Origin of the sequence: Methyloterricola oryzae (genome assembly GCF_000934725.1) — a bacterium.
Lineage (GTDB): Bacteria > Pseudomonadota > Gammaproteobacteria > Methylococcales > Methylococcaceae > Methyloterricola > Methyloterricola oryzae.
This window is the reverse complement of sequence record NZ_JYNS01000016.1, coordinates 26,612-48,394: the sequence shown is the minus strand read 5'-3', so window position 1 is coordinate 48,394 and position 21,783 is coordinate 26,612. Positions and strand designations below refer to the sequence as shown.

The window sequence follows — 21,783 nt, the reverse complement described above, 5'->3', positions numbered from 1 at the left end:
TTTTAACCTCTCATGCGAATGCTTTGGGAGCCTGGGCGTGCCAGTCCGTCACCTGCTGGTAGCGGTGAGCGACATTGAGCAGCCGGCTCTCGGAGAAATAATTGCCGATGATCTGCATGCCCACCGGCAGCCCCTTGGAGAAGCCCACCGGCACCGACATACCGGGCAGGCCCGCCAGGTTCACGGCGATGGTGTAGATATCGGACAGATACATGGCGATGGGATCGGCGCTTTTTTCACCGAAGCGGAAAGCCACCGAAGGCGAGGTGGGTCCCATGATCACGTCCACCTCCTCGAAGGCCTGCCTGAAGTCCTCGCTGATCAGGCGGCGGATCTTTTGCGCCTTCAGGTAATAGGCATCGTAGTAACCGGCGGACAGCACATAGGTGCCGATCAGGATGCGGCGCTTGACCTCCGCGCCAAAGCCCTCGCCCCGCGAACGGGTATACAGGTCCGCCAGGTCCTTCGGACTCTCGCAACGGTAGCCGAAGCGCACCCCGTCGAAGCGAGCCAGATTGGAAGAGCACTCGGCGGGCGCCACCACGTAGTAGGCCGGCGCGGACAGGTTCATATTGGGCAGCGCGACTTCCTTTACCGTCGCGCCGAGCTTCTGGTACTCGCCCACGGCCTCATCGATCAGGCGCGCGATATCGGCGTCGAGCCCTTCGCCGAAGAACTCCTTGGGCAAACCGATGCGCAGGCCTTCCAGGCTCTGGTTCAATCCGGCGGCATAGTCGGGTACCGGGCGGTCCACGCTGGTGGAATCCTTCGGATCGAAGCCGGCCATGACCTGCAGCATCAGGGCGCAGTCTTCCGCGGTGCGAGCCATGGGACCGCCCTGGTCCAGACTCGAGGCAAAAGCGATCATGCCATAGCGGGACACCAGACCGTAAGTGGGCTTAAGCCCGGTGATGCCGCAGAACGAGGCCGGCTGGCGGATGGAGCCGCCGGTGTCTGTGCCGGTAGCGCCGGGTGCCAGGCGCGCGGCGACCGCCGCGGCCGACCCGCCGGAAGAGCCGCCCGGCACGGTCTCGGTATCCCAGGGATTGCGCACCGGTCCGTAGTGGCTGGTTTCGTTGGAGGAGCCCATGGCGAACTCGTCCATGTTCAGCTTGCCCAGCATCACCGCGCCGGCCTGCTGAAAATGCTCGACGACGGTGGCGTTGTAGGATGCGATGAAGTTATCCAGCATCCTGGAGCCGCAGCTGGTGCGGACACCTTGGGTGCAGAAGATGTCTTTCTGGGCGATGGGAACGCCGGTCAAGGGGCCCGCATCGCCTGCGGCCAGGCGCCGGTCCGCGGCCTCGGCCTGATTGAGTGCCTGCTCGCCGGTGACGGTGACGAAGGCATTGAGCGTCGGGTTGATCGCTGCAATGCGGTCCAGGTAGGTTCGCGTCAGCTCGGTGCTGCTGAAATCTTTGTTGCGCAGGCCTTTGGCCAGCTCCACGATGGTCTTGTCGTGCATCGGTAATTTCTCGGGTTCGAATGGTCGGGGCCTGCGGGCTCCGGGTTCGGAATGGGCTCGGACCTGAATACGCGAGCCGCGGACGGAATCTGGGCGGGGCTTATTCGATCACTTTGGGCACCAAATACAGGCCTGCTTCCACCAGCGGCGCATGCGCCTGGAACTGCTCGCGCTGATCCTGCTCGGTCACGCTATCGGCCCGCAGCCTCTGGGCCATATCCAGGGGATGGGCCATGGGCGGCACGTTGGAAGTATCCACGGTACTCATCTGCTCGACGAAATCCAGGATGCCTGACAGGTCGCGGGCGTAGGCATCCACCTTGTCGGCGTCGATGGCGAGCCGTCCCAGCCAGGCAATTTTGTTCACATCTGCAGCGGTTAGAGACATGCGATCCCCTTGAGGTCATTTCGATTTGGTCTGTGTGTGGCCCATCATCATGAACGCGGACAAGCCCCGCAAGCGGCCGAGAAACGCCTCTGCGCCTCCCTGCACCGCGTCCGTCGGTCGGCTCGAGGGCCGGTCCGGTGAGCGATGCGCTATCATATCCCAACTTGCCCTGATCCCCAGCACCTTGCTACATTAAAACAATTTTTCACGGACTTTTTTCACAGGATTGCGACGCTCATGTTCAAACGCCTGCGCGGTTTTTTTTCCAATGACTTGTCCATCGATCTGGGAACGGCCAACACGCTGATATACATACGGGGACAAGGCATCGTGGTGAATGAGCCGTCGGTAGTGGCCATCCGCGAAGACAAGGCGCGGGGGTCCAAGACCATCGCCGCGGTGGGCGCCGCGGCCAAGTCCATGCTGGGCAGGACGCCGGGCAACATCACCGCCATCCGCCCGCTGAAGGACGGCGTGATCGCCGATTTCACGGTCACGGAAAAGATGCTCCAGTATTTCATCCACAAGGTGCACAAGAGCAAGCTGCTGCGCCCGAGTCCCCGCGTGTTGATCTGCGTCCCCTGCGGCTCCACCCAGGTGGAGCGGCGCGCCATCAAGGAATCCGCCGCCGGCGCCGGCGCGCGTGAAGTCTACCTGATCGAGGAGCCCATGGCCGCTGCCGTGGGGGCGGGCCTGCCGGTGAACGAGGCGCGTGGCTCCATGGTCATCGACATCGGCGGCGGCACGTCGGAAGTCGCCGTCATCTCATTGAACGGCATCGTCTATTCCGCCTCGGTGCGCATCGGCGGCGACCGCCTGGATGAGGCGATCATGAACTACGTGCGCCGCAACTACGGCACCCTGATCGGCGAAGCCACGGCGGAGCGTATCAAGCACGAGATCGGCACCGCCTACCCGGGCAGCGAAGTCCGCGAGATCGAGGTCAAGGGCCGCAACCTGTCGGAAGGCATTCCGCGCAGCTTCGTGCTCAACAGCAACGAGATCCTGGAGGCCCTGCAGGAACCCCTGGCCGGCATCGTCCAGGCGGTGAAGCTGGCGCTGGAGCAGACCCCTCCGGAACTGGGCGCCGACGTGGCCGAGCGCGGCATCATCCTCACCGGTGGCGGCGCGCTGCTGAAGGACATCGACCGCCTCATCGCCGAGGAGACGGGGCTGCCGGTGCTCATCGCCGAAGACCCGCTGACCTGCGTGGCGCGGGGCGGCGGCCGGGTGCTGGAACTGCTGGACGAAAAGGGATCGGCGCCTTTTTCGCTGGAATGACGCCGCCGCTGCGTGCGGCGCACGCCTCGGCAGGGAGATAGTTCATCAAACCGATCTTTACCAAGGGACCTTCGCTCAATCTCAGGCTGCTTGCTTGTGTCCTGGCCTCCTTCGCCCTCTTGGCCGCCGAGCAACGCGGCATGCTGAATCCATTGCGCACCAGCCTTGCGGTGCTGGTGTATCCGCTGCAGCAACTGGTGAGTTCGCCGATCAACGGGTGGCGCAACTTGTCCGAAAGCTTGTCCAGTCGCGAGGAACTGCTGAAAGACAACCAGCGCCTGCATGAGGAGCAGATTCGGCTCAAATCGCAGCTGCTCAAGTTCGATTCCCTGCAACAGGAGAACATCCGCCTGCGCGGCCTGCTGGAAACCTCGTTCAAGCTGGGCGAGCAGGTGCTCATCGCCGAACTGCTGGAAGTCAACCTGGTCCCCTACGAGCACGTGGTCATGGTCAACAAGGGCAGCCGCTTCGGCATCTATCCGGGGCAGCCGGTGGTAGACGCCAGCGGCGTGGTTGGACAAGTCCTGAGAGTCACGCCCTACAACGCCCAGGTGATGCTCATCACCGATCCAAACCACGCGATTCCGGTTCAAGTAAACCGCAATGGCCTGCGCACCATCGCCCTAGGCTCCGGACAAATCGACAAACTCTACCTGCCCTATCTGACCAGCAATGCGGATATCAAGCCCGGCGACCTGCTGGTGACATCGGGCATGGGCGGGGTTTTCCCGCAAGGTTACCCCGTGGCGACCGTGACCACCCTTTCCACGCAGACCAGCCCCTTTGCCAAGGTCACGGCCGTGCCCCTGGCCAAGCTGGACCGAAGCCGCGAATTGCTGATGGTATGGAGCAAACAGGACCCGATCCCGCGCATTCCGCCGCCCGCTGAGCAGGCGCCGGAAACGCCGGCGCCCTCAGCCGCGCCGACGCCGAACCCCGCGATCCGGGGCAAGGCCCGGGGAGCGCCCCATGCCCGCCAATAATCCGATCGCCACGCTGGTCGTGGCCTTCAGCCTGATCCTGGCGATGGCCATGAGGATCGTCGCGCTCCCCCACGGGCTGTCCATCTACAATCCGGATTGGGTACTGTTGTTCCTGATCTATTGGAATCTGGCACTCCCGGACCGGGTCGGGGTGGGCACGGCCTGGTTCACGGGGCTGATCACCGATGTGCTGACCGGACGGCTGCTCGGGCAGCACGCCCTGGCCTACGCCGTGGTCGCTTATTGCTGCCTGCATCTGCACCGGCAGCTGCGGCTGTACCCCCTGTATCAGCAGGCGGTGGCTACCCTGCCGCTGCTGCTGGCGAGCCAGCTCCTGGTGCTCTGGTCGCAGAATCACAAGGGCGCCAACAGCCTCAGCCTCGCTTATTGGCTGCCATCCCTGACTGGCGCGGCCCTGTGGCCCGCCATTTTCGTGGCTCTCCGGCATGTACGGCGCAGTTTCCACATCTTCTGACCGCGCCCGGGCCAACAGCGCACACATGCCGGACATTCGGCAATGATCCAGGAATTCACCATCAAGGACCGCTTCCGCGAGCAGCGGCTATTCCTCAATCGCATCGTTGCCAGCGCCCTTTTCATCGCCGTGGCGACGGCGGCCCTGACCGTCAGGCTGATCTATCTGCAGGTGGTCGGACATGAATACTACGCCACGCTGTCGCGGGACAACCGGGTGAAAATTTCGCCCCTGCCGCCCACACGAGGCATGATCTTCGACCGTAATGGCGAGGTGCTGGCGGACAACTACCCGACCTATAGCTTGGAGCTGATCCCCGAGCAGGTGCCCGACATGGGCGCGACCCTGGCCGAGCTGAAAAAGCTGCTGAACATCACGGACGAAGAAATCGCCCGCTTCAACTCCCTGCGCACGCGCCACAAGATTTTCGAAGGCGTGCCGCTCCGCCTGCAACTGAGCGAAGAGGAAATCGCCCGTTTTGCGGTGAAAATGCCCTATTTCCCTGGCGTGGAGATCCATGCCCGGCTGTTGCGCGCCTACCCTTACGGCGAACTCACGGCGCACGTGGTGGGCTATGTGGGCCGCATCAGCGAGGCCGAACTGCAGACCCTGGACCCATCCGTCTACAGCGGTACCTTCCACATCGGCAAGAACGGGGTGGAGAAAACCTACGAGTCCCTGCTGCATGGCAAGACCGGTTACGAAGAACTGGAAACCAATGTGCAGGGACGGTCGATCAACGTCATCGGCCAGAATGAGCCGCTGTCCGGAGCTGATCTGCACCTGACACTGGATATCAAGCTGCAGAAGACCGCCTTCGATGCGCTGCAGGACTTCAACGGCTCGGTGGTAGCCATCGAGCCCGACACCGGCAATGTGCTGGTTTTGGCCAGCAAGCCCAGCTTCGATCCCAACCCCTTCGTCCAGGGCATCAAGCGCGACGCCTACGAGGCGCTGCAATCCTCGCCCAGCCGGCCGCTCTACAACCGCGCCCTGCGTGGCGTCTATCCGCCGGGCTCCACGGTTAAGCCCTTCATGGCGCTGGCCGGCCTGACCCTGGGCCAGTTCAGCCCTGGACATCATGTCTATTGTCCGGGCTTCTACCGCCTGTCCGGCTCTGAACACAAGTACCGCGACTGGCGCAAGGGCGGTCACGGCACGGTGGATATGCGCTACGCCATCGTGCAATCCTGCGATGTGTATTTCTACGACCTGGCGCAGCACCTGGGGATCGAGCGCATGCACGACTACATGACGCAGTTTGGTTTCGGGCAGAAAACCGGCATCGATCTGGACGGAGAACGCAACGGCTTGTATCCCTCCCTGGAGTGGAAAAAACGCCACCGCCGCCAACCCTGGTTTCCCGGTGAAACCTTGATCGCCGGCATCGGCCAGGGCTATGTCCAGGTTACGCCGGTGCAACTGGCGCGCGCGGTGGCCACACTGGCCAGCAAGGGCAGGGTGGTGCAGCCGCGGGTCGTTGGGACGATCAAATCTCCCACGAACGACGCCAGCCCCTATCCACGCGGTGCCGCGGAAAGGATTTCCATCGATCCGGCGCACTGGCGCACGGTGGTGGACGCCATGGTCGATGTGGTTCACAGTCAGGCCGGGACGGCCAAAGGCATCGCCCCGGGACTGAGCTATCACGTCGCCGGCAAGACCGGCACGGCACAGGTATTCACGGTGCGCCAGGATCAGGATTACAAGAAGATGCACGTGAAGGAAACCCTCAAGGACCATGCTTGGTTTATTGCCTTTGCGCCCGCCGAGGATCCGCGCATCGCCGTTGCGGTACTGGCGGAAAACGGGGGACATGGCGGCTCGGTGGCGGCGCCCATCGCCAGGGCCGTCATCGAACAGTACCTGAAAGGCAGTCCCTGATGGCGGAAGAGCCGTTCATTTCCTTCAGCAGCCACCAACAAGCCTCCCAGGGTTGGTTGCAGAAGCTTCACATCGACCTGCCCCTGCTTGGTGGCCTCATGGTGCTGGCCGGTGCCGCGTTTATCATCCTGTACAGTTCCGGCGGCCAGGACCTGGGCGTGGTGCTGCGTCAGGCGGCCCGCCTCGGGCTCGCACTCGGCGTGATGCTGGTCGTCGCCCAGATCCATCCCCGTTACCTTATTCTTTACAGCCCGGCGCTGTACCTGCTTGGAATCATGCTTTTGCTGGCCGTCATGCTGTTCGGCGAGGTGTCGCTGGGCGCCAGGCGGTGGCTGGATCTCGGCGTCATCCGCTTCCAGCCTTCGGAATTGACCAAACTCTCCACGCCGCTGATGCTGGCATGGTTCCTTGCTTCCCGGCCTACGCCGCCCCGGTTTTCGGAGGTGGCCATCGCCGGCATCCTGATTCTGCTGCCCACGGCCATGATCGCCAAGCAACCGGACCTGGGCACCGCCTTCCTCGTCGGTGTATCGGGCGCCGCCGTGCTGTTCTTTGCCGGCATCCAGTGGAGCTACATCGTCGCCATCGCCGCGCTGGGAGGCAGCCTGCTGCCGGTCATGTGGCATTTCATGCACGACTACCAACGCGATCGGGTGCTCATGTTCCTGAATCCAGAGGCGGACCCCCTGGGACGCGGCTACCACATCATCCAGTCCAAGATCGCCATCGGTTCCGGAGGGATCTATGGCAAGGGCTGGCTGCACGGAACTCAATCCCATCTGGAATTCCTGCCGGAACGCTCCACGGACTTCATATTCGCCGTGTTCGCCGAAGAGTTCGGTCTGTTGGGATGCCTGGGCTTGCTGGCCATCTACCTGTTCATCCTGGCGCGCTGCTTCTACATCGCGGTGCAGGCCCAGGACAAGTTCTGCCGCATCCTGGCCGGGGCCATGACCATCACCTTCTTCATCTACGTGTTTGTGAACACGGGCATGGTGATCGGCATCCTGCCGGTGGTCGGCGTGCCTTTGCCGCTGGTCAGCTACGGCGGAACGTCCATGGTGACCCTAATGGCCGGCTTCGGCATGCTGATGTCCATCCAGACCCACCGCAGGCTGCTGGCTTCGTGAGTCCGGCGGCGGCTTCCGCAGCATCGCTCTCCCTGCCGTTAATCGGCGCGCGTAAGACAAACTCGAACGACCACACCGGCCTCCCATGGTAGAGTCGGAACTTTTGCCAAGCGCGGACACCCCCGTGTCCACGATTCCAAAGGAGGTTTCGATGACAACACACAACCGCTGCAACACCACCATGATCGCCGGCCTGGCCACGGCGCTGCTCGCGACGGGCGCGGCCACATGCATGGCTGAAGAAGCCATCGTCATCGGTTCCTGGTGCGACGGATCCGTTGGCCCGGCGTGCGATGCGGCGTTTCGGGTGGATCTCGCCACCGGACAACGGACCCTGCTCAGCGCCTATAGCGAGGCGGATGCACAACGCGACGCCTTAGCCGGCAATGCCCAGTCGGCAGAATCACGCAACCGTGGCGGCACGTTTTGGAACGGTGTCGCCGTGTCTGCGGCTGGCACGATCTATGTCATGGCGGCAGAGCATCCCGACCCTGTACTACGGGAATCGCTCTACAGCATTGACCCGGCCACTGGCGACCGGCAGCTGCTCAGCCCATTAGCCGACCCCTCATTCGGGCCGACAATCGGCGGCCGAGGCACCTCATTTACGCGCCTTGTGGCCACGCCAGGGGGACGCCTCCTGATCCACGAAAACTCGGCGGGTGGCGTCATCATCGCCATAGACCCGATAAGCGGCAAGAGAAGCCTTTTCAGCGATCCGTCCGACTCGAATCAAGGCCCTGCATTCACCTATTTCCTGGGACTTGACCCGCAAGGCGGCCTTTTCGCCACCGAAACGGGTGTCTCGGCCAGCGCGTCCCTGCTGGAGATCAATCCCGAGACGGGGCGCCGTTCCATCGTCTCTCAGGTGCCTGCCGGGACTGTGGTTCCGAACAACGCCTTGGGGTGCGGGGCCGGCCCCGAGTTTGCGGAGGGCGGCTTGAAAGGCGCTTCCAATCTGCTCTTTTGCTCCGATCAATTCAATGTAGACCAGCTGCGTTTCAACCTCGACACGGTGAATACGGAAACCGGCGAACGCCGCCTGCTGAGCGATTTCGGTGCCACATCCCAGGGGCCTGTGCTTGGCATGCCCCGTGCCCAGGTTTGGGCCCAGGACGGCAGGCTATTGGTCCTGGACGACGGTAATGCCAACACGGCGGGATTGGGCGGCATCCAGGCCATCGATCCGGCCACCGGGGCGCGCAGCTTGCTCAGCAATTTCGCTGACACTGGACAAGGCCCCCTGATCTACTTCGCCAAATCCTTCGCCGTTGGTTTGCCTTCCAGAACCGCAACACCCGGCAAGCCTCAGGGTCCCATCGCCGCCGAGGGTCTAAGCCAGTCCGAATCCCAGGATCCGGTCTTGGTGGGCCAAAGCTATACCTACACCCTGAGCTTCACCAATAAAGGCGCCACTCAAGCCAATAAGGTCAAGCTGACCGACGTCCTGTCCGCGAAAGCCCGGCTGGAATCCGTTGTGGCCAGCCAGGGCGCCTGCAAAGGGAAAACCAAAGTGGTGTGCAAGCTGGACAGCCTCGCAGCCGGAAACACGTGGACAGTGGAGATCAAGCTCACCGCGCGCAAGCAGGGCGTCTATCGCAACAAAGTCCAGGTGACCTTTACGGCACAGGTGGCAGGCTCCAGAAAACCGAAGCGTTTTCGGGCTGTCGCCCAGGAAACCACCAACGTTCTGCGTTAACGTGGCCCATCGACCGATGCCGCCGATGCCAACTGGCGGCAAGCCTGAAGCTTCACGCTGACCCAGGGGTAGTGCCTAGCCACAGAATTCCCGAAGCAAGTGGGCACTCAACGCACTCCCTGGCCGCCTCCGGCCGGGGTGTGCGTCAAACTGGCGCTGATGCCGTCCCGGCAGGCAGGACCCGCGAACGTGGCGGTCCCAGCATGCTACAATGGCGCCGCTACCCCATCGAACGAACGATAGCGAACAGCCTGAGAGGATTGACCGGATGCGCTCATTTGTTCCCGTACTGCTCTTCACCCTGCTCACCCTTGCCCGCCCCACCCATTCCGCCGATCCGATCCAGATTCCCGCTCCCCCGGAAGTGGGAGCCAAGGCCTACCTGCTGATGGACTTCAACAGTGGCCGCGTCCTGGCGGAGAAGGATGCCGACCAGCGTCTGGAGCCGGCCAGCCTGACCAAGATCATGACCGCCTACGTGGTGTTTACTGAACTGGCCAAGGGCAATCTCAAGCTGGACGACATGGTGACCGTGAGCGAAAAGGCCTGGCGTACCGAAGGTTCGCGGATGTTCGCACAGGTGGGCGCGCAGATTCCGGTCGAGAGTCTGCTCAAAGGCATGATCGTGCAGTCGGGCAATGATGCCAGCGTGGCCCTGGCCGAGCACGTGGCGGGCGATGAGGCCGTGTTCGCGCAGATGATGAATCAAAATGCCGAACGCCTGGGGATGAAGAACACCCATTACAAGAACAGCATGGGCCTGCCCGATCCGGAGCACTACACCACAGCGCGCGACCTGGCGGTGCTGACCCGGACCATGATCGAGGAGTTTCCCGAGTATTACAAATGGCATTCCATCAAGGAGTTCCTGTACAACAACATCAAGCAGGTGAACCGTAACCGGCTGCTGTGGCGTGACCCGACCGTCGACGGAGTCAAGACCGGCCACACCTCGACCGCCGGCTTCTGCCTGGTCACCTCGGCGCTGCGCGACAACATGCGCCTGATCTCCGTGGTGCTGGGCACCAATAGCGACAACGAAAGAGCGAACGCCAATCAGGCCTTGCTCAATTACGGGTTCCGCTTCTTTGAAACACGCCCGCTTTACAAGGCCAATGAGAAGCTGGCGGAAGCGCGGGTGTGGAAGGGGGAAATCACCGAACTCCCGCTGGGCTTGACCCGCGATTTCTACGTGACCTATCCGCGCGGCCAATACCAGAACCTCAAGGCCTCCATGGAGATCGGTAATTCCGTCACCGCGCCGGTGGAAAAAGGCGCGAAGCTGGGCCAGATCAAGGTCGCCCTCAACGACCAGCCCGTGGCCGAAACCGACCTGGTCGCCATGCAAGCGGTTGGCGAAGGCGGCATTTTCCGGCGAGCCATCGATTCCGTCCGCCTGTACTTCAAATAAGACACCATGACCCAGATTGTCTACCTCAACGGCGATTTCCTTCCCATCGAGTCAGCAAAGATTTCGGTGCTCGACCGCGGCTTCCTGTTTGGTGACGGCGTGTACGAAGTCATCCCGGTCTACGGGGGCAAACCCTTTCGCCTGGCGGAACATCTGCAGCGGCTGGAGAACAGCCTGGAAGGCATACGCATGGAATCCCCCCTGGCGACCTCGGACTGGGAGGCAATCTTTGCCCGTCTGGTCGACGGCACCGAGGACCAGTCGATCTATCTGCAGGTAACCCGGGGCGCGCCGCCGAAGCGCGATCACGCATTTCCCAAGAACACGCCGCCGACCGTGTTCGCCATGTGCACGCCCATCGCGCCTATTCCAGCCTCCGGGGTCTGCGCCATTACCGTGCCGGACATACGCTGGCAGTGGTGTCACATCAAGGCGATCACGCTGTTGGCGAACGTGCTACAGCGGCAACAGGCGGTGGATGCCGGCTGCGCGGAAGCCATCCTGGTGCGCGACGGCCAGGCGATAGAAGGTGCGGCCAGCAATTTGTTCGTGGTTTCCGGCGGCACTATCGTCACCCCACCCAAGGGCAACGACATCTTGCCCGGCATCACCCGCGACCTAACCGTGGAAATTGCCCACGCAAATGGTATTCCCTGCGAGGAAAGGCCCATATCACTGAATGAACTCCGGGCCGCCAGCGAGGTCTGGGTAACCAGTTCCACCCGCGAAATCCTGCCCGTGGTCATGCTCGACCAGAGCCCCGTGGGCGACGGCGCGCCTGGGCCTGTCTGGCAGCGCATGAACAGCCTCTACCAGGAACACAAGCTGCGTCTGCGCCAGGGCCTATGACCAAGGAGAGCGGACGGCCACTGCTGGAATTTCCCTGCGAGTTTCCCATCAAAGTCTTCGGTAGCGGAAGCGAAGACTTTGCACAACGGGTGGCGGCGATCGTGCGGCGGCATGCGCCGGACCTGCCCGACACGGCGGTAGCGAGCCGTTCCAGCAAGGGTGGACGATATCTGGCGGTGACCGTGAACCTGCACGCTCGCAGCCAGGAACAGCTCGACGCCATCTACCGGGAGCTGAGTTCAAGTCCGGATATCGTCATGGTGTTATGACAACGCAAAAGCCAATCCGGTCACGCCGACCGCCAAAGGGAGGAGAACCCGCACGGTCATCTTAAGCTGCCGTTAAGCCACCTGCGCTAGACTGGCATCATTGGACACGATACCGCCGCTCAGCAGCGCCATCACCCTCAAGCCGGCCCCATGGACCAGAACACCACGCCTACCGAAGATCTGCTCAGGCAACACCTCGACGAGGTGGTCGAGCTGCTGAACAAGCAAAAGCTTGAGGAAACCATCGTACACCAGCAGTCCATGCCGAGGCAGGACCTGGTCGAAACCCTCCTGCACAAGCGCCACCAGGTGGCGCTCAAGCAAAAGCTGGACGATCTCCATGCGGCGGACGTGGCATACATCCTCGAGGCACTGCCGCTCGAACCGCGCCTGACCGTGTGGAATCTGGTCAAATCCGAGCTGGATGGCCAGATCCTGCTGGACGTTTCCGATGCGGTGCGCCAGACGCTCATTTCGGACATGGACACCGAGGAGCTGCTGACCGCCACCGAGCAGCTGGACACCGACGAGATTGCCGACCTCGCGCCGGACCTGCCCGAGGAAGTACTCCAGGAGATTCTGGAATCCCTCAATGATCAGGGCAGGGCACAGCTCGAGTCGGTCCTGGCCCATGAGGAAGATACGGTTGCCGCCCTCATGGATTTCAGCATGGTGACCATCCGCGACGACATTTCCCTGGGAGTCGTCCTGCGCTATCTGCGCCGGCGCGGCGACCTGCCGGAGCACACCGACAAGCTGTTCGTGGTGGACGAGCGCAATATTCTCAAGGGTGTTCTGCCGCTGAAGCGCTTGCTGGTCAATAGCCCGGAGTACCGCGTCAACGACGTCATGGCCAAGGAAGTGGTCAGCTTCCGCCTGCGCGACGAGGCCGGCGACGCCGCCCGCGCCTTCGAGCGTTACGATCTGCTGACCGCCCCGGTTGTAGACGATGAGGGCAAGCTTCAAGGGCGTCTGCGTGTGGACGCCATCGTCGACTACATCCGACAGCAGTCCGCCGAGGACATGCTGACTCAGGCGGGTCTGCTGGAAGAAGAAGACCTTTTCTCCGGCATCTGGAAAAGTCTCAAGAACCGCTGGTTTTGGTTGGGAATCAACCTGATCACGGCCTTTCTGAGCACCCGCGTCATCGGCTTGTTCGAAAGCACCATCGCGCATATCGTCGCCCTGGCCTCGCTGATGCCCATCGTCGCCGGCATCGGCGGCAACACAGGGACACAGACCAGCACCCTGATCGTACGTTCGCTGGCGCTCGATTTGATCAGCGGTGCCAACGTGCGCAAGCTGCTCGTCAAGGAACTCCTCATCGCCCTGCTCAACGGAACGGTCTGGGGCTCCCTGATCGGCCTGGTGGCCTATCTGATTTATCACGACGGGCAACTGGGCGTGGTCATGTCCATCGCCATGATGCTGAATCTGCTGGTGGCCGCCATGATGGGCTTGGCCATCCCGCTCCTGCGTTACCGGTTGCGGCTGGACCCCGCCGTTGGCACTAGTGTCCTGCTCACGGCGATCACCGACAGCATGGGCTTCTTCATCTTCCTGGGACTCGCTACCCTGTTCTTGCTGTAAGCCGATGCTGCTGCGCCTGCGCAATTTAGGGCTACGCGACTACGTGGACGTCTGGGATAGGATGCGGCAGTTCACGGACACACGGGAGCGTGAATCTGCGGACGAACTGTGGCTGACCGAGCACCCGCCGGTATTCACCCTTGGCCGTAACGGCGACCGCGCGCATATCCTGGCGTCCGGCGATATTCCGATAGTCCAGTCGGACCGCGGCGGGCAGGTAACCTATCATGGCCCGGGCCAACTGGTGGCCTACGCCATGTTCGACTTGCAGCGCCGCCAGATGGGGCCTCGGGGACTGGTCCGACACCTCGAAGCCGCCATCATCGGCACCCTCAGCCAATACGGCATCCGCGCCCAGGCGCGCGCCGACGCACCCGGCGTCTATGTGGACAGCAGGAAAATCGCGTCCTTGGGATTGCGTATCCGCAAGGGCTGCAGCTACCACGGCGTCAGTCTCAATGTCGATGCCGACCTGAGGCCGTTCCGGCAAATCAATCCCTGCGGTTATCAGGGACTGGAAGTCACCAGCCTGGAAGCGCTTGGCGTGCGCGTCACCCTTGCCGAAGTCGGGGTTTCGCTGACGGCCCGCATCATGCAAGAATTCGGCTACACACACATTGAACGATGAAACCATGTCTCAAGATCGGCAGAATTTCCAGGCACCCTCGCGGCTAACGCCGGAAACCCACCAGCGCAAAGCAGACAAGCTGTCGCGCATTCCGGTGAAGGTAATTCCAAGCGAAGCCCCGATCCGAAAGCCCGCTTGGATCCGGGTTCGCGCCGGCGACTCGAACGAGACGCTGCGGGTGAAGCGGCTGCTCCGCGAACAGGGCCTGCACACCGTGTGCGAGGAGGCCGCATGTCCCAACCTGGGCGAATGTTTCGGACAGGGTACGGCCACATTCATGATCATGGGCGACATCTGCACGCGGCGCTGCCCATTCTGCGACGTCGCACATGGCCGTCCCCAGCCCTTGGATTCCCTGGAGCCCGAGCGCCTGGCGCAAGCGATCGCCAAGCTGGGTTTGCGCTATGTCGTCGTCACGTCCGTGGACCGCGATGACTTGCGCGACGGCGGCGGCGCGCACTTCGCGGCGTGCATAACGGCGATTCGCCGCGAATCACCGCGAACCCGCATCGAAGTGTTGGTGCCTGACTTCCGCGGCCGGGTCGAGAAAGCCCTGGATGCGCTGGCTGCTTCGCCGCCCGACGTCTTCAATCACAATCTCGAAACGGTGCCTGCACTTTACAAACAGGCCAGGCCCGGCGCGGACTACCAGGGCTCCTTGGAACTGCTGCGGCGCTTCAAATTCCGCCATCCAGACATTCCCACCAAGTCCGGTCTGATGCTTGGATTGGGCGAAACGCGGGATCAGGTGCTGGCCACCCTCGGCGACTTGCGCGAGCACGGCTGCGACATGCTGACCCTTGGCCAATATTTGCAGCCCAGCCGGGACCACTTACCAGTGGTCGACTATGTAACGCCTGAGGAGTTCAACGACTACGCAAGACTGGCGCGCGATCTGGGATTCAGCCAGGTCGCCAGCGCGCCTCTAGTGCGCTCATCCTACCATGCGGACCAGCAAGCAGCTGGCATGATTGCCGTGGAAGGGGACGGGCGTTAGAAATGGTGTAGCGGAAAGCGAGATCCAGACACGAAAACGAAAAGAGCCCTTACGGGCTCCTTGAGTGGCACTTCTGGTCCTGGCTTAGATCGGATGTGGCAAGTATAGGATCGTTCGCTTGAGCTATTTCCGCCCTATGCTTGCCACTTCTCAGAGCCTTATTGTTTTTCTTGATCGTCGGCGAAGACCCAACGGATAAAGAATACACCAGCAGCGATGATCGCGATGGTGACAACGATACCCATGGGGGATCTCATTTTTTCAACTAAATCGAGGATGGCTCCCATTTCTTGCCCTACCTTATCTGTTTGTAAAAGGTGATCTATAAATAGAGTGCAGAATTGCTCTGACTGCTATTGCGTCGCCTATCTTACCGCGTGCGCTCCGACTGTCAAGCGAAAGTACTCGTGTGCTGGTCTTTAAAGGCTTAAGCCAAAACCACTTACGCGCACCAGGTTCAAAGACAAAAAAAGCCCGGTCCTTAAAGGACCGGGCTTTACAGAATGCTCCCCAGCAGCGGAAACCTTATCTTCTTATTTCCTGCTACGACACGTGTGTGCCGCGATATATCAGGTCGCCCCGCGCCGAGGTAGAAATGCTTAGAGGCTCGGGGAGACGGCAGCGCTCACTTTCTGCTTGTCGCCGTCAGGGGAATTGCCACAACCAACCATGGCGACAGACAGCATTGCAACGCTGATAACGCACAGAACTAGCTTCTTCATAAATTCCTCCTCATGTTGAACACTAAAAATATGCTTCTACTTGTTTGGGAGTGCTTAACAGCACGGGCTTTTTATAAATAAGATCGGAGCAAAATGCAAGAGTCGACTTGGACAGCAAGCCGCGCCGCCATCGCCATTTGACATGAGCCGCCGATCGATAGAAAATACGCAATTCTAAAAGAAATTTTGCTTCGCGGAGCTTTTCAACATGTATGCGGTAATCCAAACGGGCGGCAAGCAATACCGGGTCAAGGAAGGCGAGACCCTGAAGGTCGAGACTCTTGTCGCAGAGGCCGGTCAGCAGATTGAGTTCGACAAGGTTCTGCTGATCCAGTCCGATTCCGGGGTCAAGGTCGGTCAGCCATTCGTTGCGGGAGGCAAGGTTACCGCAACGATCAAGTCCCACGGTCGGCACAAGAAAGTCAACATCATCAAGTTCAGGCGGCGCAAGCACCACATGAAGCGCCAAGGGCACCGCCAGAATTATACCGAAATCCAGATCACTGGCATTTCGGGTTAAGCATCGGAGATTCTCATGGCTCACAAAAAAGCAGGTGGCAGTTCCCGCAACGGCCGCGACTCTGAATCCAAACGCCTCGGCATCAAGCGCTTCGGTGGCCAGACCGTGAGCGCCGGCAGCATCATCGTGCGTCAGCGGGGCACCCGTTTCCACCCTGGCGACAACGTAGGCTGCGGCAAGGATCACACCCTGTTCGCCACCGCGGACGGGCAGGTCGTGTTCCATGTCAAGGGCCCGCAGAAGCGCAAGTACGTCAGCATCGTAACCGGTTGATCGCCCGTGCCTTGAATTTGGTCTTCGGGAGCTCCACCCCAAAAGCCTCGTCCCGTGCGAGGCTTTTTTGTCACCGCACATGAAATTTGTCGACGAAGCTGAAATACGAGTCGAAGCAGGCGACGGCGGCAACGGCTGCGTCGGCTTTCGCCGGGAAAAATATGTCCCCTTGGGCGGACCAGACGGCGGTGACGGCGGTGACGGCGGCAGCGTATTTCTGGTCGCCTCCAACAACCTCAATACTCTGGTGGACTTCCGCTACAACCCTACCCATCGGGCTGAGCGCGGGCAGAACGGCTCCGGCAGCAACTGTACAGGCCGCAAGGGCGAAGACTGTCACGTCAGGGTGCCTACCGGCACTATCGTCTATGACGCCGAAACGGGAGAGAAACTCGGAGACCTGACACGCGAGGGGGAGGAACTGCTCGTCGCGCAGGGAGGCTTCCACGGCATCGGCAATGCCCGCTTCAAGAGCAGCACCAATCGCGCGCCGCAGCAAGCCACCAAGGGCACACCCGGAGAAAAGCGCTACCTGAAACTGGAATTGAAGCTGATCGCAGACGTGGGCTTGCTCGGTATGCCCAATGCAGGCAAGTCCAGCCTGATCCGCGCCGTTTCTTCCGCCCGGCCCAAGGTCGCCGATTACCCGTTCACCACCCTCCATCCCAACCTGGGCGTGGTGCGCGTGGATGACCAGCGCAGCTTTGTCATGGCGGACATCCCGGGCCTGATCGAGGGCGCCGCCGATGGCGCTGGTCTCGGCATGCAATTCCTCAAGCACCTCGCGCGCACCCGTTTGCTGCTGCATGTCCTCGATGTAGTGCCCTACGAAAGCGAAGAGCAGCCTTGCGAGGCGGCGCGCAAAATCATCCATGAACTCACGCAGTGGGACGAACAGTTGGAAGAAAAGCCGCGTTGGCTCGTACTGAATAAAGTCGACCAACTCCCCGCTGAGCTGGTCGATGTCCATTGCCAGACGATCGTCGACGAACTGGGTTGGCAGGGACCGGTTTTTCGCATCTCGGCCCTGCGGGGTGATGGCCTTAAGCCATTGATGTTTCAAGTTATGGACTTTCTCACCCAAGCATCCCATGACCCTGAGGAGTGATTTCAAGCGACCACGCCGTGTCATCGTCAAGATCGGCAGCGCCTTGCTGACTGGTGGCGGCCGAGGTCTCGACAAACCTGCCATCGCCGCCTGGGTCCAGCAGATCGCCGAACTGCGTAAACAAGGGATTGAGGTCGTTCTCGTCTCGTCCGGTTCGGTCGCCGAGGGCATGAGCCGGCTGGGCTGGAAGGTCCGACCCAAAGCGCTGCACCAGTTGCAGGCCGCTGCGTCAGTGGGACAGATGGGGCTGGTGCAAACCTACGAATCCCTATTCCAGGGCCACGGTCTGCACACCGCGCAGATTCTATTGACCCACGAAGACCTGTCCGACCGGCAGCGCTACCTCAATGCGCGCAGCACGCTGAACACGCTGCTGGAACTAGGCGTCATTCCGATCATCAACGAGAACGACACGGTCGCCACCGATGAAATCCGCTTCGGCGACAACGACACGCTCGCAGCCCTGGTCGCAAATTCCATCGAAGCCGACCTGCTCATTATCCTAACGGACCAGTCAGGCCTCTATGAGCGCGACCCGACGGTGGACCCCACTGCCAGACTGGTCGGGCAGGCCAGCATCAATGATCCCCGTCTGGCCGAGATGGTCGGCGAGAGCCGCAGTGGACTGGGACGCGGAGGCATGATCACCAAGCTCAGAGCAGCACGGTTAGCGGCTCGTTCCGGCGCCGGAACCTTGATTGCCTGCGGTCGGGAGGAGTCGGTGATTATGCGGCTGGCAGCAGGGGAAAGTGTCGGTACCTATCTGACGCCGGACACCGACGCGCTCATCGCACGCAAGCGCTGGATGGCCGGCCAACTCAAGCTAAAAGGCTCACTGTTTCTGGATGACGGGGCAGTTAGGGTGCTCCGGGAGTCTGGCAAGAGCCTTCTGCCCATCGGCGTCACCGGGATTAGCGGCCAATTCCGTCGCGGCGATCTGGTCGCTTGCCTGGACCGGTCAGGCAAGGAGATCGCGCGTGGCCTGGTGAACTACGACTCGGAGGAAACTCGGCGAATCAAAGGGGTTCCCAGCACCCGAATTGAGGAGCTAATCGGATACGTGGACGAGGAAGAGCTCATACACCGAGACAATTTGGTGCTGAGCTGAACTGGAGCCGCAAAGCCCCCTGAGCCGGACCCATCCCGCCCGGCTCAGGGAAACCTTTAGAATTACGCGGATTTCAGCGACAGCGCCTTGATGCGGGCACTGAGCCTGCTCTTGCTGCGCGCGGCCTTATTGCGGTGAATCAAACCCTTATTGACGGAAGAATCGATCACCGGCACGGCCTCGCGGAACGCGGCCTGTGCTTTGTCGATATCCCCGCCTGCAACGGCGAGCAGAACCTTCTTGATGAAAGTGCGCAGCCGACTGCGCGCTGCGGCGTTGTGCGCGCGGTTCTTTTCTGCCTGGCGGGCACGTTTTTTTGCTGAAGCGATGTTGGCCAAGATAAAACCCCTGAACGACGAATTCGATTTTGAGCTCTGTATTTTCGTCCATTCGGCTGGACATTGTCAACCACACGCCCGATGCGCCTATGCGCAACCCTGCCGGCACTTTATACTAAGCGCTTTTTCAACAACGGGGTGAGGAACTGAGCGGGCATCTCATGCGGTCGACGGCCATCGTCGGCACGATGACCTTGATCTCGCGACTCCTGGGCTTCGTCAGGGACATTCTGATCGCCCGCTATTTTGGAGCCGATGCGGCTACCGACGCGTTTTTCGTTGCCTTCAGGATCCCGAATTTTCTTCGCCGACTGTTTGCCGAGGGCTCCTTCGCCCAAGCCTTCGTTCCGGCTTTCAGCGCCGGCGCACCGGCCATTCGGAATCTCCTGGCTCCGCTGTCAGGGACGCTTGCACTGTTGTTGTTTATGGTCAGCCTCGCCGGCTCGTTCGCTGCACCCTTGCTGATCTTGGCATTCGCTCCCGGCTTTCAAGCCAGTGCCGAAACCTGGGACCTGAGTGCCGACATGCTGCGCATCACCTTTCCCTACCTGTTTTTTGTGGTGTTGACAGCCATGGCAGCCGCTGCGTTGAACTGCGTCGGCCGTTTCGCCATTCCTGCGATAACCCCGGCCCTGCTGAATCTGACCATGATCGGCATGACTCTTTGGCTGGCGCCGCGTCTGGAGGAGCCCATCACGGCACTGGCCTGGGGTGTGCTTGCGGCAGGCCTGCTGCAACTGCTTTTGCAGTCTTTCGCCCTGAAGCAGGCCGGACTTTTGGCGGCCCCTCGCTGCGATTTCAAGAACCGGAGCGTCGTGCGGGTCCTGAAGTCCATGGGGCCAGCCATCCTCGGGGTTTCTGCAACCCAGGTGAATCTCCTGATCGACACACTCACCGCATCCTTTTTGGCCTCCGGCAGCGTCTCCTGGCTTTACTACTCGGACCGCCTGGTGGAATTTCCCTTGGGCCTGCTCGGTGTCGCATTGGGAACCGCCATTCTTCCGCACTTGTCGGGCACCCACGCGCGCAGGGACCCCGCCGCCTTCTCGCACGCTTTGGACTGGGGCTTGCGATGGGTGCTGCTAATCGCCTTGCCCGCCACAGCAGGATTGGTTTTTCTAGCTCCCGCCCTCGTCTCGACCTTGTTCCAGTTTGACCGATTCAGCGCCGACGATGTGACCATGGCCAGCCGCAGCCTTGCTTGTTTCGCCTTGGGATTGCCCGGATTCGTCGCAGTGAAGGTCCTGACGCCAGGGTTCAGTGCGCGCCACGATCTAAAAACCCCTCTCCGCCTTGGTCTGCACTCCATGGCAGGCAACGCGGCCCTTGGCGTCGTTCTCGGAATCGTCCTCGCTCCAGAAGGCTGGGGCCACGCCGGTCTGGCCCTGGCAACGGCACTGGCAGCGCTGTGGAACGCTGCGGCCCTGGTTACAAAATTGCTTGAATCGCGTATCTACCGCCCTCAGGCTGGCTGGCCCTGGTTCCTGACACGCGTTCTCGGATCAACGCTCGTCATGTCAATGCTTTTGGCGTTCAATGTGCGGGAAATGCCCTGGCAGCACTGGCAGCATTTTGAGCGCGCACTGCACCTTGGCCTTTGGATCGGCGCCGGCACTTTGGCCTACTTTGCCACGCTTTGGCTGAGCGGCCTGCGTGCGCCGCATTTGTCATTGCAGGCCGCGGGTTGAGCAAGTCCATGTCCGAGAGTGGTCAACTTCGCCTGGTTCGGGGACTTCAATGCCCTCCATGCGCCAGCGGCTGCGTCGCCACCATCGGCAATTTTGATGGCGTGCATCTTGGACACCGCGCCGTCATTGAAAATCTGGCCGAACAGGGAAAGCGCCTGGGCATCCCGGTGGTCGTGGTGCTGTTCGAACCCCAGCCACGCGAATATTTTCAGCGCGAACAGGCGCCGTCCCGCCTCACGCGGCTCCGGGAAAAACTGCGTGCCTTGTCGGAGCTGCCAGTCGATTGGGTTCTGCTGCTGCACTTCGACGCCCGGCTGGGCGACCTCCCCGCCGAGCAGTTCATTGAAAAGGTTCTGGTGGAACGGTTACGGGTGCGCTACCTGGTGGTGGGAGACGACTTCCGCTTCGGCCGCCACCGCCTCGGCAATTTTGAATTGCTCCAGGAGTTTGGCCGCCGCGCCGGCTATGAAGTTGCCGACACCGTTTCGGTACAGGTCGACGGTCAACGCGTCAGCAGCACCTTGATCCGGGAGGCATTGGCCGACGGGAACCTTGACCTCGCGCGCCGCCTGCTGGGGCGCCCCTATTCCATTTGCGGCCGCATACGGGCAGGCGCCCGCCTAGGCCGGCAAATCGGTTTTCCCACCGCCAACATAGCGTTACAGCGCAAAAAGTCTCCGTTGCAAGGGGTGTTTGCCGTTACAATGAGTGGAATAAATGGCCGCCAGCTTACCGGCGTGGCCAACGTCGGCGCGCGTCCCACGGTGCGAGGCGATGCGGTCATCCAGTTGGAAACCCACTTGTTCGACTTCGCCGGCGACCTCTATGGCCGCCTTGCGGAGGTTCATTTTCACCAGAAACTTCGCGATGAGCGCCGTTTCGAGTCGGTCGACGCCCTGGCCGCGCAGATCGCCCGGGACGCCCAGGCGGCGCGGGATTATTTTGCAAATCTTGACCCGATGAGTGTCAGTTGAATC

At 61.5% G+C, this 21,783-nt stretch carries 22 protein-coding genes; 18 read left to right on the top strand and 4 right to left on the bottom strand.

The genetic code is table 11. The features are described from left to right. Positions 1-10: 10 nt before the first annotated feature. On the bottom strand, positions 11-1,465 hold the full coding sequence (gene gatA / locus EK23_RS17335) for an Asp-tRNA(Asn)/Glu-tRNA(Gln) amidotransferase subunit GatA (RefSeq protein WP_045226662.1): 1,455 nt from the start codon (positions 1,463-1,465) through the stop codon (positions 11-13). A gap of 100 nt (positions 1,466-1,565) precedes the next feature. Beyond that, positions 1,566-1,853 (bottom strand): Asp-tRNA(Asn)/Glu-tRNA(Gln) amidotransferase subunit GatC, encoded by a 288-nt coding sequence (gene gatC / locus EK23_RS17330; RefSeq protein ID WP_045226661.1) that lies wholly within the window; start codon positions 1,851-1,853, stop codon positions 1,566-1,568. 237 nt (positions 1,854-2,090) lie between these two features. Between gatC and EK23_RS17325 the strand changes: the two genes are divergently transcribed. From EK23_RS17325 to lipA, 12 genes are all read left to right on the top strand, one after another. After that, positions 2,091-3,134: a rod shape-determining protein gene (locus tag EK23_RS17325; protein WP_045226660.1), complete on the top strand. Its 1,044-nt coding sequence runs from the start codon at positions 2,091-2,093 to the stop codon at positions 3,132-3,134. A 44-nt stretch (positions 3,135-3,178) separates the two neighbouring features. After that, on the top strand, positions 3,179-4,117 hold the full coding sequence (gene mreC, locus EK23_RS17320; protein WP_200892184.1) for a rod shape-determining protein MreC: 939 nt from the start codon (positions 3,179-3,181) through the stop codon (positions 4,115-4,117). Further along, on the top strand, positions 4,104-4,592 hold the full coding sequence (mreD, locus tag EK23_RS17315) for a rod shape-determining protein MreD (RefSeq protein ID WP_045226658.1): 489 nt from the start codon (positions 4,104-4,106) through the stop codon (positions 4,590-4,592). Before mreC ends, mreD begins: the two co-directional genes overlap by 14 nt. A gap of 42 nt (positions 4,593-4,634) precedes the next feature. Then, positions 4,635-6,476 carry a penicillin-binding protein 2 gene (mrdA, locus tag EK23_RS17310; protein ID WP_045226657.1) on the top strand — a complete coding sequence of 614 codons (1,842 nt, stop codon included), beginning with the start codon at positions 4,635-4,637 and terminating at the stop codon, positions 6,474-6,476. Then, positions 6,476-7,606 carry a rod shape-determining protein RodA gene (gene rodA, locus EK23_RS17305; protein WP_045226656.1) on the top strand — a complete coding sequence of 377 codons (1,131 nt, stop codon included), beginning with the start codon at positions 6,476-6,478 and terminating at the stop codon, positions 7,604-7,606. Before mrdA ends, rodA begins: the two co-directional genes overlap by 1 nt. Positions 7,607-7,757: 151 nt before the next feature. After that, positions 7,758-9,305 (top strand): DUF11 domain-containing protein, encoded by a 1,548-nt coding sequence (locus tag EK23_RS17300; RefSeq protein ID WP_045226655.1) that lies wholly within the window; start codon positions 7,758-7,760, stop codon positions 9,303-9,305. A 268-nt stretch (positions 9,306-9,573) separates the two neighbouring features. After that, positions 9,574-10,716 carry a D-alanyl-D-alanine carboxypeptidase family protein gene (locus EK23_RS17295; RefSeq protein WP_082054307.1) on the top strand — a complete coding sequence of 381 codons (1,143 nt, stop codon included), beginning with the start codon at positions 9,574-9,576 and terminating at the stop codon, positions 10,714-10,716. A 6-nt stretch (positions 10,717-10,722) separates the two neighbouring features. Further along, on the top strand, positions 10,723-11,565 hold the full coding sequence (locus EK23_RS17290; RefSeq protein ID WP_045226654.1) for a D-amino acid aminotransferase: 843 nt from the start codon (positions 10,723-10,725) through the stop codon (positions 11,563-11,565). Continuing rightward, entirely contained in the window at positions 11,562-11,834 is a 273-nt protein-coding gene (locus EK23_RS17285; protein WP_045226653.1) for an HP0495 family protein, read from the top strand. Before EK23_RS17290 ends, EK23_RS17285 begins: the two co-directional genes overlap by 4 nt. 150 nt (positions 11,835-11,984) lie before the next feature. Continuing rightward, positions 11,985-13,424: a magnesium transporter gene (mgtE, locus tag EK23_RS17280; RefSeq protein WP_045226652.1), complete on the top strand. Its 1,440-nt coding sequence runs from the start codon at positions 11,985-11,987 to the stop codon at positions 13,422-13,424. A 4-nt stretch (positions 13,425-13,428) separates the two neighbouring features. After that, complete coding sequence (gene lipB / locus EK23_RS17275) at positions 13,429-14,052, top strand: lipoyl(octanoyl) transferase LipB (RefSeq protein ID WP_045226651.1); 624 nt, start codon at positions 13,429-13,431, stop codon at positions 14,050-14,052. Positions 14,053-14,056: 4 nt separating this feature from the next. Beyond that, positions 14,057-15,049 carry a lipoyl synthase gene (gene lipA / locus EK23_RS17270; RefSeq protein ID WP_045226650.1) on the top strand — a complete coding sequence of 331 codons (993 nt, stop codon included), beginning with the start codon at positions 14,057-14,059 and terminating at the stop codon, positions 15,047-15,049. 158 nt (positions 15,050-15,207) lie between these two features. Here the strand turns inward: lipA and EK23_RS24490 are convergent, their stop codons facing one another. Continuing rightward, on the bottom strand, positions 15,208-15,336 hold the full coding sequence (locus EK23_RS24490; protein ID WP_268748191.1) for a hypothetical protein: 129 nt from the start codon (positions 15,334-15,336) through the stop codon (positions 15,208-15,210). A 643-nt stretch (positions 15,337-15,979) separates the two neighbouring features. Between EK23_RS24490 and rplU the strand changes: the two genes are divergently transcribed. The 4 genes from rplU to proB all read left to right on the top strand — a co-directional run bounded on the left by rplU (position 15,980) and on the right by proB (position 18,780). Further along, a complete protein-coding gene (rplU, locus tag EK23_RS17265) occupies positions 15,980-16,291 on the top strand; it encodes a 50S ribosomal protein L21 (RefSeq protein ID WP_045226649.1) in 312 nt (103 codons plus the stop codon). Between the two features lie 15 nt (positions 16,292-16,306). Beyond that, complete coding sequence (rpmA, locus tag EK23_RS17260) at positions 16,307-16,564, top strand: 50S ribosomal protein L27 (RefSeq protein ID WP_045226648.1); 258 nt, start codon at positions 16,307-16,309, stop codon at positions 16,562-16,564. A 79-nt stretch (positions 16,565-16,643) separates the two neighbouring features. Further along, the gene (gene cgtA / locus EK23_RS17255) at positions 16,644-17,672 is read left to right on the top strand and encodes an Obg family GTPase CgtA (protein WP_045226647.1); all 1,029 of its coding nucleotides are present in this window, start codon (positions 16,644-16,646) and stop codon (positions 17,670-17,672) included. Further along, positions 17,656-18,780, top strand: coding sequence for a glutamate 5-kinase (proB, locus tag EK23_RS17250; RefSeq protein ID WP_045226646.1), 1,125 nt, complete (start codon positions 17,656-17,658; stop codon positions 18,778-18,780). Before cgtA ends, proB begins: the two co-directional genes overlap by 17 nt. Before the next feature lie 62 nt (positions 18,781-18,842). Here the strand turns inward: proB and rpsT are convergent, their stop codons facing one another. Further along, positions 18,843-19,118, bottom strand: a complete 276-nt coding sequence (gene rpsT, locus EK23_RS17245) for a 30S ribosomal protein S20 (protein WP_045226645.1) — start codon at positions 19,116-19,118, stop codon at positions 18,843-18,845. A gap of 161 nt (positions 19,119-19,279) precedes the next feature. Here rpsT and murJ point away from each other — a divergent pair, with 161 nt between their 5' ends. Continuing rightward, entirely contained in the window at positions 19,280-20,806 is a 1,527-nt protein-coding gene (gene murJ / locus EK23_RS17240) for a murein biosynthesis integral membrane protein MurJ (RefSeq protein ID WP_082054306.1), read from the top strand. An 8-nt stretch (positions 20,807-20,814) separates the two neighbouring features. Then, positions 20,815-21,780: a bifunctional riboflavin kinase/FAD synthetase gene (ribF, locus tag EK23_RS17235; protein ID WP_045226644.1), complete on the top strand. Its 966-nt coding sequence runs from the start codon at positions 20,815-20,817 to the stop codon at positions 21,778-21,780. Positions 21,781-21,783: the final 3 nt, after the last annotated feature.

Bases quoted from the DNA above. Each gene is read 5' to 3' on its own strand.
- gatA (WP_045226662.1), bottom strand. From the start codon at position 1,465: ATGCACGACAAGACCATCGTGGAGCTGGCCAAAGGCCTGCGCAACAAA.
- gatC (WP_045226661.1), bottom strand. From the start codon at position 1,853: ATGTCTCTAACCGCTGCAGATGTGAACAAAATTGCCTGGCTGGGACGG.
- EK23_RS17325 (WP_045226660.1), top strand. From the start codon at position 2,091: ATGTTCAAACGCCTGCGCGGTTTTTTTTCCAATGACTTGTCCATCGAT.
- mreD (WP_045226658.1), top strand. From the start codon at position 4,104: ATGCCCGCCAATAATCCGATCGCCACGCTGGTCGTGGCCTTCAGCCTG.
- mrdA (WP_045226657.1), top strand. From the start codon at position 4,635: ATGATCCAGGAATTCACCATCAAGGACCGCTTCCGCGAGCAGCGGCTA.
- rodA (WP_045226656.1), top strand. From the start codon at position 6,476: ATGGCGGAAGAGCCGTTCATTTCCTTCAGCAGCCACCAACAAGCCTCC.
- EK23_RS17300 (WP_045226655.1), top strand. From the start codon at position 7,758: ATGACAACACACAACCGCTGCAACACCACCATGATCGCCGGCCTGGCC.
- EK23_RS17295 (WP_082054307.1), top strand. From the start codon at position 9,574: ATGCGCTCATTTGTTCCCGTACTGCTCTTCACCCTGCTCACCCTTGCC.
- EK23_RS17290 (WP_045226654.1), top strand. From the start codon at position 10,723: ATGACCCAGATTGTCTACCTCAACGGCGATTTCCTTCCCATCGAGTCA.
- EK23_RS17285 (WP_045226653.1), top strand. From the start codon at position 11,562: ATGACCAAGGAGAGCGGACGGCCACTGCTGGAATTTCCCTGCGAGTTT.
- mgtE (WP_045226652.1), top strand. From the start codon at position 11,985: ATGGACCAGAACACCACGCCTACCGAAGATCTGCTCAGGCAACACCTC.
- lipB (WP_045226651.1), top strand. From the start codon at position 13,429: ATGCTGCTGCGCCTGCGCAATTTAGGGCTACGCGACTACGTGGACGTC.
- lipA (WP_045226650.1), top strand. From the start codon at position 14,057: ATGTCTCAAGATCGGCAGAATTTCCAGGCACCCTCGCGGCTAACGCCG.
- EK23_RS24490 (WP_268748191.1), bottom strand. From the start codon at position 15,336: ATGGGAGCCATCCTCGATTTAGTTGAAAAAATGAGATCCCCCATGGGT.
- rplU (WP_045226649.1), top strand. From the start codon at position 15,980: ATGTATGCGGTAATCCAAACGGGCGGCAAGCAATACCGGGTCAAGGAA.
- rpmA (WP_045226648.1), top strand. From the start codon at position 16,307: ATGGCTCACAAAAAAGCAGGTGGCAGTTCCCGCAACGGCCGCGACTCT.
- cgtA (WP_045226647.1), top strand. From the start codon at position 16,644: ATGAAATTTGTCGACGAAGCTGAAATACGAGTCGAAGCAGGCGACGGC.
- proB (WP_045226646.1), top strand. From the start codon at position 17,656: ATGACCCTGAGGAGTGATTTCAAGCGACCACGCCGTGTCATCGTCAAG.
- murJ (WP_082054306.1), top strand. From the start codon at position 19,280: ATGCGGTCGACGGCCATCGTCGGCACGATGACCTTGATCTCGCGACTC.
- ribF (WP_045226644.1), top strand. From the start codon at position 20,815: ATGTCCGAGAGTGGTCAACTTCGCCTGGTTCGGGGACTTCAATGCCCT.